Source organism: Streptomonospora sediminis (genome assembly GCF_054778995.1).
Window position 1 is genome coordinate 69,017 of sequence record NZ_BAAGYZ010000104.1, and the last position, 15,331, is coordinate 84,347.

General features: G+C 70.6%; 14 protein-coding genes. 6 read left to right on the forward strand and 8 right to left on the reverse strand.

What is annotated here, in order from left to right:
* The first annotated feature begins 151 nt into the window (after nt 1–151).
* Complete coding sequence (locus ACYVD5_RS20625; RefSeq protein WP_461002741.1) at nt 152–580, forward strand: helix-turn-helix domain-containing protein; 429 nt, start codon at nt 152–154, stop codon at nt 578–580.
* The gene (locus tag ACYVD5_RS20630) at nt 577–1,416 is read left to right on the forward strand and encodes an alpha/beta fold hydrolase (RefSeq protein WP_461002742.1); all 840 of its coding nucleotides are present in this window, start codon (nt 577–579) and stop codon (nt 1,414–1,416) included. Before ACYVD5_RS20625 ends, ACYVD5_RS20630 begins: the two co-directional genes overlap by 4 nt.
* 78 nt (nt 1,417–1,494) lie before the next feature.
* Here the strand turns inward: ACYVD5_RS20630 and ACYVD5_RS20635 are convergent, their stop codons facing one another.
* From ACYVD5_RS20635 to ACYVD5_RS20645, 3 genes are all read right to left on the reverse strand, one after another.
* On the reverse strand, nt 1,495–2,238 hold the full coding sequence (locus tag ACYVD5_RS20635; RefSeq protein ID WP_461002743.1) for a class I SAM-dependent DNA methyltransferase: 744 nt from the start codon (nt 2,236–2,238) through the stop codon (nt 1,495–1,497).
* Between the two features lie 99 nt (nt 2,239–2,337).
* Nucleotides 2,338–2,523, reverse strand: coding sequence for a DUF397 domain-containing protein (locus ACYVD5_RS20640; RefSeq protein ID WP_461002744.1), 186 nt, complete (start codon nt 2,521–2,523; stop codon nt 2,338–2,340).
* Entirely contained in the window at nt 2,516–3,382 is an 867-nt protein-coding gene (locus ACYVD5_RS20645) for a helix-turn-helix domain-containing protein (RefSeq protein ID WP_461002745.1), read from the reverse strand. The genes ACYVD5_RS20640 and ACYVD5_RS20645 overlap by 8 nt, the downstream gene beginning before the upstream one ends.
* A 141-nt stretch (nt 3,383–3,523) precedes the next feature.
* Here ACYVD5_RS20645 and ACYVD5_RS20650 point away from each other — a divergent pair, with 141 nt between their 5' ends.
* The 3 genes from ACYVD5_RS20650 to ACYVD5_RS20660 all read left to right on the forward strand — a co-directional run bounded on the left by ACYVD5_RS20650 (nt 3,524) and on the right by ACYVD5_RS20660 (nt 5,319).
* A complete protein-coding gene (locus ACYVD5_RS20650; protein WP_461002746.1) occupies nt 3,524–3,940 on the forward strand; it encodes a hypothetical protein in 417 nt (138 codons plus the stop codon).
* A 2-nt stretch (nt 3,941–3,942) separates the two neighbouring features.
* Complete coding sequence (locus ACYVD5_RS20655; protein WP_461002747.1) at nt 3,943–4,500, forward strand: ATP-binding protein; 558 nt, start codon at nt 3,943–3,945, stop codon at nt 4,498–4,500.
* A gap of 126 nt (nt 4,501–4,626) precedes the next feature.
* Nucleotides 4,627–5,319: an aspartate/glutamate racemase family protein gene (locus ACYVD5_RS20660; protein WP_461002748.1), complete on the forward strand. Its 693-nt coding sequence runs from the start codon at nt 4,627–4,629 to the stop codon at nt 5,317–5,319.
* A 133-nt stretch (nt 5,320–5,452) separates the two neighbouring features.
* On the opposite strand, the gene ACYVD5_RS20665 is transcribed toward ACYVD5_RS20660, so the two are convergent.
* A complete protein-coding gene (locus ACYVD5_RS20665; protein ID WP_461002749.1) occupies nt 5,453–5,851 on the reverse strand; it encodes a hypothetical protein in 399 nt (132 codons plus the stop codon).
* 359 nt (nt 5,852–6,210) lie between these two features.
* The gene (locus tag ACYVD5_RS20670; protein ID WP_461002750.1) at nt 6,211–6,744 is read right to left on the reverse strand and encodes a YbhB/YbcL family Raf kinase inhibitor-like protein; all 534 of its coding nucleotides are present in this window, start codon (nt 6,742–6,744) and stop codon (nt 6,211–6,213) included.
* A gap of 166 nt (nt 6,745–6,910) precedes the next feature.
* Here ACYVD5_RS20670 and ACYVD5_RS20675 point away from each other — a divergent pair, with 166 nt between their 5' ends.
* Nucleotides 6,911–7,630, forward strand: coding sequence for a GntR family transcriptional regulator (locus tag ACYVD5_RS20675; RefSeq protein ID WP_461002751.1), 720 nt, complete (start codon nt 6,911–6,913; stop codon nt 7,628–7,630).
* A gap of 201 nt (nt 7,631–7,831) precedes the next feature.
* On the opposite strand, the gene ACYVD5_RS20680 is transcribed toward ACYVD5_RS20675, so the two are convergent.
* From ACYVD5_RS20680 to ACYVD5_RS20690, 3 genes are all read right to left on the reverse strand, one after another.
* Nucleotides 7,832–8,266, reverse strand: a complete 435-nt coding sequence (locus ACYVD5_RS20680) for a hypothetical protein (RefSeq protein WP_461002752.1) — start codon at nt 8,264–8,266, stop codon at nt 7,832–7,834.
* 546 nt (nt 8,267–8,812) lie between these two features.
* Nucleotides 8,813–9,730 carry an alpha/beta hydrolase gene (locus ACYVD5_RS20685; RefSeq protein WP_461002753.1) on the reverse strand — a complete coding sequence of 306 codons (918 nt, stop codon included), beginning with the start codon at nt 9,728–9,730 and terminating at the stop codon, nt 8,813–8,815.
* 115 nt (nt 9,731–9,845) lie between these two features.
* Nucleotides 9,846–15,311, reverse strand: a complete 5,466-nt coding sequence (locus ACYVD5_RS20690; protein WP_461002754.1) for an ATP-binding protein — start codon at nt 15,309–15,311, stop codon at nt 9,846–9,848.
* Nucleotides 15,312–15,331: the final 20 nt, after the last annotated feature.

Here is a 15,331-nt window from a genome sequence, read left to right on the forward strand (position 1 = left end):
AGCGGCCCCCGCGGACCGCCCGTTGCCCGCACAGCCGGCGCCCGGTTCCGGAGGGGCCGCGCCCACCGCGGACCGAAAACTATCCCCGAGACTCCGTATTTTCCGGCAAGCACCGTTTTGTCCGATGCATACGGAACGATAGAGTAGTTTCGTGACCGAACGCTTTTACTCCGTTGAACAGGTCGCCGAACGACTCGGCCTGCACGTGCGCACCATCCGCAACTACGTCCGCGACGGGCGGCTCAACGCCGTGCGCATCGGCAAGCAGTACCGGATCTCCCACGCCGACCTGGAGGACTTCACCCGGTCATCGGCAACCGCCGCCCCCGACCCGGCACCCCGGCAGCGCCACACCGAGGTGTCGAGCATCGTCGAGATCGAGGCCGTCGACGCCGACACCGCCCACCGGCTCACCACCATCCTGACCAGCAGCGCCACCCACGACCGCCAGGGCGGCCGGCCGCTGCGGGTGCAGACCGTCTACGACCCCGACCGGTCCCGGATGAAGGTCATCGTCCTGGGCGGCACCGCCGACACCGCTCGGCTGCTCGACTACATCGAAGGGATCCTCGCCCCGTGAGCACGATCTACCGGTCCCCCGCCGCAGAACGCGACCTCCGCGAACGCTACGAGCGCGACCTGCAGGCCTGGCCCGTTCCCGTCGAGCACCTGCACCTGCCCACCTCCCAGGGGCAGACCTTCGCCGTGGCCTGCGGCCCCGCCGACGCGCCGCCGGTCGTGCTGCTGCACGGCTCCGGCGCCAACACGACCATGTGGCGCGAGGACGCCGCCGTTCTCGCCCGCGACCGGCGCGTCTACGCCCTCGACATCATCGGCGAACCGGGGCTGAGCGCGCCCGCGCGCCCGCCTTTGGACTCCGGCGCGCTGGCCGCGTGGCTGGACGAGGTACTCGAACAGCTCGGCATCACCAGCACAGCGGTGATCGGCACCTCCCTCGGCGGCTGGGTGGCGCTGGACTACGCCACCTCGCGCCCCGAACGCGTGGAGCGCCTGGGGCTGCTGTGCCCGGGCGGCATCGGGCGCCAGACCACGGGGCGCGTACTCAGCGCGCTGGTACTGAGCCGGTTCGGACGCTGGGGCCTGCGCCGGTCGGCCCGGGCGCTCACCGGCCTGAACGGGCCCGAACACGCCGCCGTGCTGGACGCCGTGGTCGAGACCTTCGGCCACTTCAAGCCGCGCACCGAACGCCTGCCCGTGTTCTCCGACCAGGTGCTGGAGCGCCTGACCATGCCCGTGCTGGTGGTCGTGGGCGACCGCGACGCCATGTTCGACTCCCGCGGCACCGCCCAACGCGTGCGCCGGTGCCTGCCCCACGCGCAGGTGGACGTGCTCACCGGAACCGGCCACGCGATCCTGGGCCAGGGCGAGCGGCTCGCCGGGTTCCTGCGCAGCTGAGCCGCCCGGCGCGCCGATGATCATGCAGAAATGCCGGGCTTTCACCGCTGAGACGGGCATTTCTGCATGTTCGCCGCTTCAGTCGGCGGGTTTCCGCCAGACCGAGACGTGGCGGGTGCTCTCGTGGGTGAAGGGTTCGCCGGCCCAGCCCGACCAGCGCTCGGCCAACTGCAGGCCGGCGATGCGGGCCATCAGGTCCAGCTCGGCCGGCCAGACGTAGCGGAAGGGGATCGAGCGGTAGCTGCCGCGTCCGTCGCCGGTGACTTCGACGTAGTTCGAGCTCATCGCCTGGGTGGCGGTGTCGTAGATGTCGAAGGCCCACTCCGCGGGGCCGGTGTGGAAGTGCACGATGTTCTGGCCCGGCGGCAGGCGGCGCAGCTCGGGCACCCCCACCTCGATGACGAACCGCCCACCGGGGCGCAGGTGGGCGGCGGCGTTGCGGAAACAGTCGACCTGCGCATCTTGGCTGGTGACGTTGCCGATCGTGTTGAACACCAGGTACACCAGCGCGTATTCGCCGGGTACGCGGGTCGTGGCGAAGTCGCCGATGGTGACCCCGACCGCATCGGCGCCGGGTTTGGCGCGCAGCCGCTCCACCATTGCGGTGGACAGGTCGATGCCGTGGACATCGACGCCGCGGCGGGCGAGGGGAAGTGCGATGCGGCCGGTTCCGATACCCAACTCCAGCGCGGCTCCCCCATCGGCCAACCGCGCCAGGACATCGGCGGTCGCCTCAATGTTGTCGCGGTCGAACATCTCGCCGCTGGAGTCGTCGTAGGAGGCGGCGATATCCGGCCCGAAGTGGTCTGCATGCTCGTACATGCGGCGACTGTAGCCCGCTCTCCCGCGGCGGTACCTCCGGTTTTTGCGCTGCGGTTTTGCGGTGGCACAGCCGGACACTCCGGGCCGTTCACCCTTCGGCTAGAGCCGTGCCTCACCCACGCTGCGCAGGAATGCGGCCCATTCGGCCGGGGGGAAGACGAGGTGGGCGGCGTCGGGGTGCTTGGAGTCGCGCATCGCGGCGGCGCCGGGGAGGTCGGCGACTTCGACGCAGTTGGTGTTGGCGCCGCTGTAGCTGGCCTTTCGCCATACTCGCTGATCAGACACTTGGTTCACTCTCCATGGACTCGATGACGTCGTTGATGAATTGAAGTGAGCGTGCCGGGCTCAGAGCAGCACCCTGAGCACCACCAAAGAGGGAGTTCAGTTCAGTGAGATCACGACCTTCCTCAACGTACAAACTGGAGACCGACGTCTCCACATACCCGATGCTGGAGTCCAGCGGATCAGGGAAATCGAGGATGACGAAGCTGCCCATGGTCGATGGGTGCGCCCCTGCGGAGAACGGCAGAACGTAAATATTGATGTTGTGCCGAGCGGCCATGTGGGTGAGGTGCCGTAATTGCTGGCTCAGGACCTCGGGCGAACCGACGGTGCGCCGTAGCGCCGCCTCGTCGATGATCGCCCAGTACATCGGCGGATCGACCCGGCTAAGGATCTCTTGTCGTTTGAGCCGGGCGGAGAGCCTCTCCCTGATCTCCGCATCGCTGCGCACGAGATCAGCGCGGAAGACCGCCTCCGCATAGTCGGGGGTTTGAAGCAGCCCCGGTACCACTTGACATTCGTATGTCCTGATCACCGAAGCTTCGTTCTCGAAGTCAGGCAGGGCCGTGGACATGACGCTGCGGTACCGGTTCCACCAGCCGCGTTCTTTGGCCAACCGTGCACACTCATGGAGCGACGCCCGGGCCTCCGCGTTGTCTTCCTTGTAGAAGTCCAGCAAGGCATCCAGCTCCGCAGGACTCACCGACTTCTTCGAGCCGTTCTCGATACGGGAAACCTTGATCTGCGGCCAGCTCAGCTCCTTGGCTACCTGGGCGGTCGTCAAGCCCGCCCGCTCCCGGTACCGCAAGAGCTGTGTTCGCAGCCGGCGACGGCGAACACTCGGGCTGTACGTGGGTTGCATGCGTGGCAGTCTAGTCACCCCTTGTGTTTTTGACTAAGTCACTTGCAACCTTGACGACATGACTTGAGTCATATATTACTGTCGGTAGTCGATTGAAGTCGATGATCGCACGTGCAGGCAACCCGCGCAGGAGGTTTCCTCATGTCCGCTAAGACCACACACCGCATCCGACCACCCACCCACAGCGATACCCGCTTCCACCACCTCACCCGGCTCGCCGCCGCTGTCCGTTCTTTCGGTGGCACGGCCGTGCTCGCGCTTGGTCGCACCTCCCACCCCGTGCTCTACGTCGGCCACCGGGGCCGCACCATCGCCGTGGTGCTGGTGCAGGACGCCCACGGCGGGTGGGGGTTCGTCTGGGGGCGCAGGGGCTGGGCCGACTCTGCGCAGGTGGAGGCCGTTGCCGCGCACCTGGCGGGGGTGGTGGCGGGGGCCTCCACCTCCGCTGGGGTGCCGGTGTCGGCACCGCTGCCCGTTCCCCCGCCCACCGGGGCGCATCAGCGCAACCCGATCGCCCACCGGCGGCATCGGCGCCCGTTCCTCAGGAAGGCGGCTTGACCATGACCCGTTACGAACCCGCTGGCCCTGCCGGCCCTGTTCCCGGCTCCACCACCGGCGCTACCGCCAGGCCCGCCGACCCCATCCCCGCCCCCGGCACTGCCGGGGTCTCGGAGTGCCGGCAGTTCCCCGGCGAGACCGGTCAATGCCCGCTGGTGCGGCGGCTGGTCCGCACCGCGCTGCGTGTCCGCCCCGATGTCGCCGACGACGCCGAACTGGTGGTCGCCGAACTGTTCGGCAACGCCTGCCGGCACACCCGCAGCGGCGACCCCGGCGGCACGCTCGCGGTCAGCATCAGTGCGCTGCCGAAGGGGCTGGCCGTGGTGTCGGTGACCGACGAGGGCCCCACCCGCGCCGACCGGCTGGCCGGGCACCGCCGCTGGCCCGAGCTGCGGCCGCTGACCGGCGACATCTCGGGACGGCGCGGCCTGCACCTGGTCGCCGCACTGTCCGACGGCTGGGGCCACACCCCCGCCGAAGAGCTGGGCCTGACCGTGTGGGCGGCCTTCGGGGTCGCCTCCCTCTCCTTCGACTGCCTCACCGACTACACGACTCTGTAGTCTGCAGCTCCGCAGCCCGGCCGATCCCCCGCAGGCCGCGGCCACACCCCACCATTCACCCAGCCCACCCGCCCGCCCGCCCTTCACAACGATCCCCGCGCGCGCCGCCTGTGCAAAAGTGGGCGGATGAGAACAATCGGGCTGATCGGCGGCATGAGCTGGGAGTCGAGCGCGGAGTACTACCGGCTGATCAACGAGCTGACGCGGGAGCGCTTGGGCGGGCTGCACTCGGCGAAGTGCGTGCTGTACTCGGTCGACTTCGCCGAGATCGAGCGGTTGCAGGCCGAGGGGCACTGGGTGCGGGCGGGCGAGGTCCTGGCCGACGCGGCGCAGGCGGTGGAGGCCGCGGGGGCGGATCTGGTGCTGATCTGCACCAACACCATGCACAAGGTCGCCGACACGGTGGCCGCAGCGGTCTCGGTCCCCCTGCTGCATCTGGCCGATGCCACCGCCCGGGCCGTGGCGGCAGCAGGGCTGGGCAAGGTCGGGTTGCTGGGGACCGCGTTCACGATGGAGCAGGACTTCTACCGGGGCAGGCTGGCCGAGCACGGTCTTGAGGTGCTGGTCCCCGGCCCCGGCGAGCGGGCCCTGGTGCACCGGGTCATTTACGAGGAGCTGTGCCTGGGCACCGTCCGCGAGGAGTCGCGCGCGGCCTACCGCGAGGTGATCGGCGGGCTTGTCGCCGGCGGCGCCCAAGGCGTGATCCTCGGCTGCACCGAGATCGAGCTGCTGATCGGCCCGCAGGACAGCCCGGTCCCGGTCTTCCCCACCACCCGGCTGCACGCCGAGGCGGCGGTCGCGGCGGCGCTCAGGGGTTGAGCGCCCCGCCCGCGCTCAGCGGGCCAGACCCAGCAGACACGGTGGCCAAGGAGCGGCTGTCGTTCCACCGGCCCAGCCCCCGCGGCCGGGCCGGGTGCTCCCACGGGCTCGTCACCGCCCAAGCCCGGCGTGCTCAGGAGCGGACACCACCATCGGACCGCTGGATCACCGGATTCGGGTCGGCGGGCGCGGGCTCCGCCGGCCTCTTCTTCGCGCGTCCGAACCAGGCGAGGATCGCACCGGCGACCAGCAGTGGCCCGGAGATCAGCCATGCCATCGAAACGGCGATGAACCCGGCAAGCCCCGACAGCAGGAGCAGCAGGGCGGCCGTCTTCGACGCTCCCCGTGCCAGTGCTCCTCCGACGATCCCGACAACGCCGATGAACACGGCTGCAAAGCCGAGCCCGAGGAGTTCTCCGTAGCCAGCAGCCTCGAATGCGGCGCCGATACCGCCGAAGATCAGCACTGCGAATGCCGCGACGATGCCCAGTGCGCCTCCGACGATCCCCAGTACCAAGGCTGTGGTCAGCATGCCCGGGTGTCCTGTACCGCCCGCCATGATGGCTCCCTCCCGCCTCCGGCTCGGTAGCGGCGCCGCGTGCGTGCCGCCCGTCTGCAAGCCAGTCTCTGCAGCGCCCGGACCGGAGAACGCTTCGTACTTTCCACCCTGCTCGCCCCCGACAGGCGGGGCCACCATTGCGGTGGTTCATGATTTCCAAGGAAGGACAATCGGCACGGCGGTCGGGAGCACTCCCCCTGGCGGACGCTGCGCAGCCGCGGTGGGGCAGCGGCCCGGCGAGCGGAGCTGAGCCGGCGTCGTGATGCGCCGCCGCCCTGTTCTCGGACCCTACGAACAGGGCGGCGGTACCGACCGCGTTGGGTGGACCGTCGTCAGGCGAAGGTTTCGGCGGTGGCGGTCAGGACCGCGCGGCCGAGGATGTGGCCGGCCATCGTGAAGCCGAGGACCGCCGGGGTGGCGTCGGTGCCAACACCGATGGACTCGGTGTCGAGGGCGTGCACCACGATGAAGTAGCGGTGCGGGCCGTGCCCCGCCGGCGGGGCGGCGCCGATGAACCGGGGGGCGCGGGCGTCGTTGGGCAGCTGGAAGGCGCCCGCGGGCAGGCCCGAGCCGGTGTCGTCGCCGGCGCCCTCGGGCAGCTCGGTGACGGTGGCGGGGATGTCGGCGACCGCCCAGTGCCAGAACCCGGACCCGGTGGGGGCGTCGGGGTCGTAGACGGTCACGGCATAGCTGCGGGTTCCTTCCGGGGCGCGGCTCCACGACAGGTGCGGCGAGACGTCCTTGCCGCCGGGGACACCGGAGGAGAACTGCTCCGATGACAACGCGGCGCCATCGGTGATGGTGGTGCTGATGACGGTGAACGGGGCCGCCTCGGGCAGGCGGGCGAAGGGGTCGTTGGCGCTCATTGCGGCGTTCCTTTCCGGCCGTTGCGGCCGTACTGCGGGATGGCGGTGCGGTGGCCGGTGCCGGGCCCGCGGTGCCGCGCAGCGGCGGCCGCGGCCCTCCCATCGGCCATAGAATCGACTGTAGCATTAATAATCGATTATTCACCGGATCATCTAAACTGGAGATATGATTCACACGGACCACACCCCGCCCCCGCCGAAGAAGCAAGGGCGCTCCGAGCAGGTCTATGCACACCTGCGCGAGGCGATCATGCGCGGGGACTACGCTCCCGGCGACGCCCTCAAACCCCAGGACCTCGCCAACGAACAGGGCGTGAGCCTGGCGGTCATGCGCGAAGCGCTGTTGCGGGTGGTCGGCGAAGGCCTTGCCGACCGGCTGCCCAACCGCGGCTTCGCCGTCCCGGCCTTCTCCGACCGCCGCTGGCAGGAGATCGCCGAAGCCCGCCGCACCATCGAACCGGCCATGCTGCGAATGTCCATCGAGCGCGGCGACATCGACTGGGAGTCGCGCGTACGCGCCGCCCACCACCGGCTGGCGCGCACGCCGCCCTACGTCGCCGAGGAGGGCGAGCACTACAGCGGCGCCTGGTCCGAAGCCCACCGGGTCTTCCACCGCACCCTGCTGGAGGGGTGCGCCAACCCCGTCCTGCTGGAGACGTTCGACCGGATGTGGACCGCCAGCGAACTGGCGCGGCGCTGGTCGGCGCACCGCGACCCCGACCGCGACGGCGCCGGCGAGCACCGCCGACTGGAGGAGGCGGCACTGGCGCGCGACGCCGGCACCGCGGCCGAACTGCTGTGCCGCCACCTCACCCTGACCGCGGCCGGGCTCACCGGCAACGGCCGCGAACCCGAAGCGCAGACGGGGGGTGAGGAGGATCGGTAAATCCCTCCGATGGGCAGATCGCCCGCTACACCCGCTTGGCCTGGGAGGCGGCGGTCCCGGACCTGGAGCAGCACTTGCGCCTGTGCCATAGCCGCCTAGGGTGGCTCAGGCCCCGAGACCGCCCCGGCGGCAGGTCGGTGCGACTAGGGATAACGCCCGCCGAAGGGAAAGGCGAACGGTTCGGTCAAGCGAAGAGCAGCATCAAGCGTAGCCGGTCTTTTCCCGGCAATTCCCATAGGGTTTGATACATCCGGAGAGCCGGACTTTGGTGCCTTCGCGAATATTGCCGGTTTTCCAAGATGTGCATCCGGGGCCCGAGCTTTCCCGCTTTTCCATGGACCGGTGGCGCCATTTTCCCTTGACCTTCCACTGCAGGACCGCGATCACCGAGTGTCGGTCCCTGATCCGGTCGCATGCGCGGATCGCGTCCCCGGGATCGCCGTTTCCTGGGTCGGCATTGAACTCGACCCAGGAACGGGTTCCGGTCTCTCCGTTATAGTTCACCAAGAGCCAAACGTCTTTGGAATCCGCTGCGGCGGCGGTTCCGGGGGTGGCGATGGCGGCGACGAATGCGGTGGCCACGGCGGCTGCGGTGATCTTCGTGATCCGGCGGAGTTTCATGCGGAGCCCTTTCATTCCACTCCTCTCCGAGCTGTGAAATGGCAGACACCATACCAACGCCAACACCGGAACGATATAGACCTTACGGAGGAACACGCAGTTTTTCGTTGTCACCGGACACCGAGTGGGACCAGAAAACGCCGCGGATGTGCTTGCGGTGATGTCCGATCGTCCGGTTCATCCACGGATACTTGGTAAACAAGAGTGCATCAACCCGCTTCGTGGGCCACGCGGGCAACAGCGGCCACGGGGAATTATTCCGAATAAGCAAGGAAAGGACCCGCAAAATGGAAATATTTCAAGATTAGCGCGGATCCGAACCGGGCCGGCCGGACTTGTTGCCCACGGACCTGCGGGCACCGACCTCCAGTGACCATTGCTCGCGCTCATCGAGATCCCCGGTGCTCCACCCGCTCCGCAGTATCCGCTCTTGCCGGCACCGGACACCCTGGCGAGAAGACCCTGGTTGCCGGCCGGCGCGCCCGAACTGCTACCGCACCAAAGCACATCGGAGATGGCGGAGGAGCTGCTCGCCGGCCCTTCGCGGATCGCGGCCGGTGCCTACGGCTGCGCCATCCGCTCGCCCAACCAGGAGTCGGCGCAGCAAAGCGCCGTGGCGGCCATCGCCGTGGGGTGGCCCGTGAAGCCATGGGGAACATCGGGGTAGACCCGCAGGTCGACGTCGTTGCCGGCCGCCGACAACCGTCCCGCCAGCGCCAGATTGTCCTCCAGCAACACGTCGGCGCTTCCCACGATCAGCAGCGTCGGGGGAAGCCCGCGGAGATCACCGTAGAGGGGAGAGATGTCGGCAACGGCGCGGTCGGCCGCGTGGCCGGCGTAGGCCTGGATGAAGTACTCGTCGGCGATGCGGCGACCGGCCGGGGTTTGCGCGCTCAAGTCGTAGGTCCCGAACTGCAGCACCGCGCCGGTGAAGGGGCCGACGGCGCCCCGGTCCCTCAGGCGGAGCAGGACCGCCAAGGCCAGGGTGGCTCCCGCGGAGTTTCCGCCGACCGACAGCCGCGACGTGCCGAAGCGGGCAGCGGCTTCTTCGACGAGCCACAGCGCCACCGCTTCGCAGTCGTCGGGTGCCGCCGGCCAGGGGTGCTCGGGCGCCAATCGGTAGTCGACGCTGACAACGGCGATGCCCAGAGCGTCGGAGAGCTCGCGGTTGCGGTGGTCACCGCGGGCTGCGGAGCCCATGTAGAAGCCGCCGCCGTGTATGTCCAGGTGGACGCCCCGCGGCGGAGCGCCGGCGGGAGCACAGATCCGGACGGCGACGCGCGCTCCGGCGGCGTCGATCACCTCTTCGGTGGCAGGCGGCTCGGCGGAACCAGGGGCAGGACTCTCCGCTCGCGCCTGCTGCAACTCCTCCAACGTGCGGGGACCATGCCCGGCCGCCCTCGACGTGTAGAAGCCGCGAGCCTCATCGACCTGCTCCGCCGGCACGTCGGCGACCAGTATTTCCAGCGCGAACCGCACGCGCCCTCCTCACCGCTCGGGCCTCAACGGGCCCTGGCCATCCAGCTGGGGCCCGCCCGCTCGGTGCGGGTGGGCCCCAGCGCGCAGATCGGCGGGGATCAGCGGGGGCTCAGCCTCAGCCCGTCCGCGCTTCGATGTCGGCGATAATGCGCGGCCGCAGTTCCGCGGCGGTGATGACCGCGTCCACCGATCCCATTTCCACGGCGCGGTGGACGTTGTGCACCCGGTCGAACTCCGCGGCGACCTCGCCCAGCTTTTCGGCGCGCACCGCCGACCGCAGCTCGTCGAGTTCGGCGGTCAGCGCCGCCCGGTCCGTGCCGGCGGTGGCCGCCGCGCGCGCCTCCAGTTCCCGGACGCGCTCGTCGGCCGCGGTGCGGGCGTTGACCTCGCCGGAGAACACCACTGCGGCGGCAGGCGCGCCGCCCAGCACCGACGCGAAGGAGCCCTCCACCGCGAACACCGTCATGTCGGCGTTCAGCGCCTTGGAGAACACCACGAAAGCGCCGCCGTGGTACCGCGAGATCACGCAGAACACGATGGGTCCGTCGAAGTTCACGATCGCGCGGCCGATCTCGGCGCCGTACTCCAGTTGCAGCTTGCGCATCGATTCCGGTGAACCGTCGAAGCCCGACAGGTTGGCCAGCACCACCAGCGGCCGGTTGCCGCTGGCCGCGTTGATCGCCCGCGCCGCCTTCTTCGACGACCGCGGGAACAGGGTGCCCGCGGTGTAGGAGTCGGGGCCGTCCGTTGGTGGGAACCCGCGCCGCTGCACCGGCCGCGACTCGATACCCAGCAGGCACACCGGGATACCGCCCAGGTGCGCGTCCTGCACCGCCGCGGTTTCGGCGCCGGCCATGTTCGCCCACCGCTCCAGCACCGGGTGGTCCTGATCGGAGACGGCCCGCATCACGGTGCGGATGTCGAAGGGCTTCTTGCGTTCCGGGTTGGCCTCGGCCGAGAAGATCTCGCCGACCGTGGTGAAGTCGCTGCCTTCCACGGTGTGCGGGAAGTCGCTGACGTCGCGGTCGGCGGGGTCGGTGGTGGCGGCCCGCCGCGGCGCCTGCTCGCCGGGCGCCACATAGGTGTGGTCGTAGTGGCGCATCAGCACGTCGCGGGCACCGGCCAGGTTCGGCGCCCAGTACTGGGCCTGGCCGTTGGGGCCCATCACCCGGTCGTAGCCGCCGATCCCGAAGTTGTCCTCGGCTGAGACCCCGCCGGAGAAGTCCAGCGACTGCTTACCGGTCAGCACCATCGCCGAGTCCGGGGTCATCACCAGGATGCCCTTGGTGTGCATGAGCATCGTCGCTTCGGCGTTCCAGTACGGCTGGGCGCCGACGTTGATACCGGCCACCACCACGTTGATCTCGCCGCCGTCCTGGGTGAACTCGACGATGCGTTTGAGCGCCGCGGCCACCCAGTCCATGTTCTCGGTGCCCGACTCCATGGAGATGCGGGCGCCCGCCGACAGCGCGTACCACTCCAGCGGCACCCCCATGCGCTCGGCCAGGTCCATCGCGGCGATGACGCGGCGGCACTCCGGCTCCGAGAGCGCACCCAGCGACTTCGTCGGGTCGCCGAGCAGCACCACGCGGGTCACGCCCTGCGGGTGGCGGCCGGTGCGGGTGGTGACCGTGCCCGCCACGATCGCGGCGGTGTTGCGGCCCTTGGGCCGCTCCACCGGCACCAGCGCGTTGGCGCCGTCGAGGTCGTGCTCGGTGAAGTCGCCGAGCAGCCCGGTCAGCTCGTAGGGGTAGACGGTGTTGCGGCTGCCGGCACGCAACACCTTCTGCCGGTAGCCGTCGACGGGTTCGACAGGGTCGGTGGGCGGCTCGCCCACCGACAGTTCGGCGGCGCCGGTGGCGTCGAAGGTCACCTGCACACTGGTTTTGACCAGTTCGCCGGTGTCGGGGTGGCGCCGCCGGGCGATGAACAGGATCTCCTCCAGCCCGGCGCCGGCGGTGGTGGGCAGCACCCGCTCGGCGATGGTCGCCAGCTCGGCGCGGGTGATGTGGCTGGGCGGCCACACATAGACCACGATCCGGTTGGTGCTCAACCGCTTCTTGGCGGGCCGGCGCGCCCGGGCGCGCCGGATCGAGTCGAGGCAGGCGGCCAGGGTGTCCTCGGCCGTGGGCAGCGCGATCAGCCGGCCGTCGTTTTCGCGCAGCTCGGTGAGGTCGCGGACATGCGCGAAGGCGACGAGCCGCTCATCGGCGGGGTTCTCCCGGGCCGCGCACTCGAACAGGTAGACCTCTTCGTCGGAGGACGGCAGCCGGGTGAGGTCGAAGTATTCCAGCCGCTCCATCTGCATGCGCTGGGCGATGTAGGGGTGCAGGCCCCGGATGAGCCGGTCCTCGTCCATACCGCCGGCGGGGGCGGGGCGGAACGTGAAGTGGTGGTGCATGACCGCGCCGCTGCGGCCCGCCACGGTGGCGGTGACCCGGCGCACCCCCTCGCCCAGCGGGTGGGCGGCCAGCACCTCGGCCAGGGCCTGGGCCATGGCCTCGGAGTCGGCGGGCTGGTTCTCCCAGGCCAGGTAGATGTCGGCGTCGAGCGGGCCGGTGTCGGCGGCCAGTTCGGCGAGCCCTCCCAGCGCCGCACCCAGCTCCTCGAAACCGGCCGCGGCCGAGACCACGGCCGAGTCGGCGCGCTGGGCGGCGACGAACGTGCACCCGGCCGCGTGGCGGGTGCGCACCTGCGACAGGCCCTTGTTGCCGTAGTAGCGGCGGGTCAGCACCTCCAGCAGCACCGTGTTGTCCATGGTGGCGGGGTCGTGGCGCAGCAGCCGCCGGCCCAGCAGCCGCACCAGCGGCTCGGTGCTGCGCACCATCTCGGCGATGCGCTCAGCGCGGTCGGGCGCGTCGGGGTGGGCGTCCAGGTGGCGCAGGTGTCTGCGGACACCGGCATAGACCCGGGCGCGGTTGCGGCGCAGCAGCGGCTGGCCGAACCAGGCGAACACCACCCCGCGCGCAAGATCGGCGACCACCGGGAAACGCACCTGGGTTGCGGCCACCAGCCGCTCCAGCGCCAGCCCCGCGGGTTCGCGCAGCTCCTCGCCGGGCGGCGGCTCCTGCAGCCAGGTGCGCAGCAGCGACGCCACCGCCGCGGCGTCGGCGGCGGCGCGCTGCTGGGCCAGGAAAATGCGGAACACCGCCGCTTCCAACTGCGGGGTGCGTTCCAGGTCGCCGACACCGTAGTGGCCCAGCGCCGCGGCGAGCTTGGCCTGGAACGCCTCGGGCAGCCCGGCCCGGTCCACGTCCAGGCTCTGCAGGTAGGTGTGGAAGTGCTCGCGGGGGCTGTGCACGCGGTTGTCGCCGCCGTCCTCGCCGGCGGTGCGGTTGCGGCTGAGCTCGGCCAGGTCGGCGAAGACCTCCACCAGCTCCAGTTCCTCGTCCAGGACCCGGTGGCCCTCGGTCGCCGCCGCCGTGCGCGCGGCCAGGTAGTCGTCGAGGACCCGCCGCTCGTCGTGGGGGTCGACGTCAAAGCCCAGCAGCAGGCTGCGCAGGTCCTCGCGCCCGCGCGCGAACCGCTGCGCGGCCGGGCCGCCCTCCGGTGCGGCGGGCAGGTCCAGTTCGGCGGAGGACTCGGCCGAAGCCGCCTCGGCCTGGTCGCCGAGCGGTTCCAGCCGCAGCAGCGGGGCACCGGTCTCGACCTGGCTGCCCACCGAGACGACGCATTCCTTCAGCTTCGCCTTGAACGGCGCCCGCAGCACCGTCTCCATCTTCATGCTCTCCAGCACCAGCACCGGCGCGCCCGCCTCGACCTCGGCGCCGGCTTCCAGCGGCGTGGCCACCACCAGCGCCGGCGCCGGCGAGCGCACGACACCGCCCTCGTCGCGGCTGACGCGGTGGGTGACCCCCTCGACCTCGACCAGGTGGGTGGGGCCGTGGGTGCCGGTCAGTAGCCGGTAACGGGTGCCGTTGACGACGATATGGCCGGTGTGGCGGTCGAAGCGGTCCAGCTCGACATCGGCGGTGCGCGCCTGGGTGCCCGCCTCGATCCCGACGCGGAACCGGTGGGCGCCCACCCGCGCCACCCGCACCCGGTAGCCCGCGCCGCGCAGCTTCAGATCCAGCGGGCGGCCGCTGTCGTGGCGCACCTGGGGGCGCCCGCCGAACGCGGTCGACAGCAGCCGCTGCCGTTCGGCGCGCTCCTCCTCCTCATAGCCTTCGATGGCGGCGGCGGCCAGCGCCACCGCGGAGTGGCGGTGCGAGACCAGCCCGCCCTGGCTGCGGACGCGGTCGATCCAGCCGGTGTCGGCGGTGGCGTCGATGACCTCGGGCCGGTTGAGCAGATCCAAAACGAAGCTCTTGTTGGTCGCCCCGCCCTCGATGACCACGGTTGTCTCGGCCATGGCCCGCCGCAGCCGCGCCAGCGCCTCGTCGCGGTCGCGCCCATAAGCGATGATCTTGGCGATCATCGAGTCGAAGTCGGTGGGGATGGTGTCGCCCTCGCTGACACCGGTGTCGACCCGGATGCCCGGCCCGGCGGGCAGCACCAGGTGGGCGATGCGGCCCGGGCACGGCGCGAAGTCGCGGTCGGGGTCCTCGGCGTTGAGCCGGGCCTCCACGGCGTGGCCGCGCTCGGCGGGCACCTCGCCCTCCAGCTTGTGGCCCGCGGCCACGTGCAGCTGCGCCCGGACCAGGTCAAAGCCCGTGGTGGACTCGGTGATGGGGTGCTCGACCTGCAGGCGGGTGTTGACCTCCAAGAACGCGAACATCGCGTCGCCGGGGTGGTACAGGAACTCGACGGTGGCCGCTCCGCGGTAGCCCACCGCCACCGCCAACCGCTCGGCCGAGGCCTTGAGCTCGGCCGCCTGGTCTGCGCTGAGCACCGGCGAGGACGACTCCTCGATGACCTTCTGGTTGCGGCGCTGCACCGAGCAGTCGCGCACACCCAGCGCCCACGCCGACCCCTGGCCGTCGGCGATGACCTGGACCTCGACGTGGCGGGCGCCGGTGACCAGGCGCTCCAAGAACACCACGCCGCTGCCGAAGGCCCGCGCGGCCTCCTGGCTGGTGCGCTCAAAGGCCTCGGCGAGCTCGTCGCGGCCGTTGATCACCCGGATGCCGCGCCCGCCGCCGCCGGCGGCCGCCTTGAGCATCAGCGGATAGCCGATGCGCTCGGCGGCGTCGGTGGCGCCCTGCAGGGTTTCGACCGCGCCGCGGCTCCACGGAGCCACCGGAACGCCGACCTCTTCGGCGATCAGCTTCGCGCCGATCTTGTCGCCGAGCTTGCGCATGGCCTCGGCGCTGGGCCCGACAAAGGTCACACCGACCTTCTCGCACAGCTCCGCAAACGCCGGGTCCTCGGCGACAAAGCCCCAACCCACCCACGCGGCGTCGGCGCCGGATTCCACCAGCGCGCGCTCCAGCACCTCCAGGTCGAGGTAGGGGCGCGCCGCGGCGGGGCCGATTTCATAGGACAGGTCGGCTTCGCGGACGAAGGTGGCCGCCCGGTCGACGTCGGTGTGCAGCGCCACGGTCTCGATCCGCGCCCCGGTCTGGGCTGCCAGATCCCGGACGGCGTGGATGAGCCGCATGGCGGCTTCACCCCGGTTGACGATGGCGACACGACTGAACACCCGACAGCACCCTTCTCATA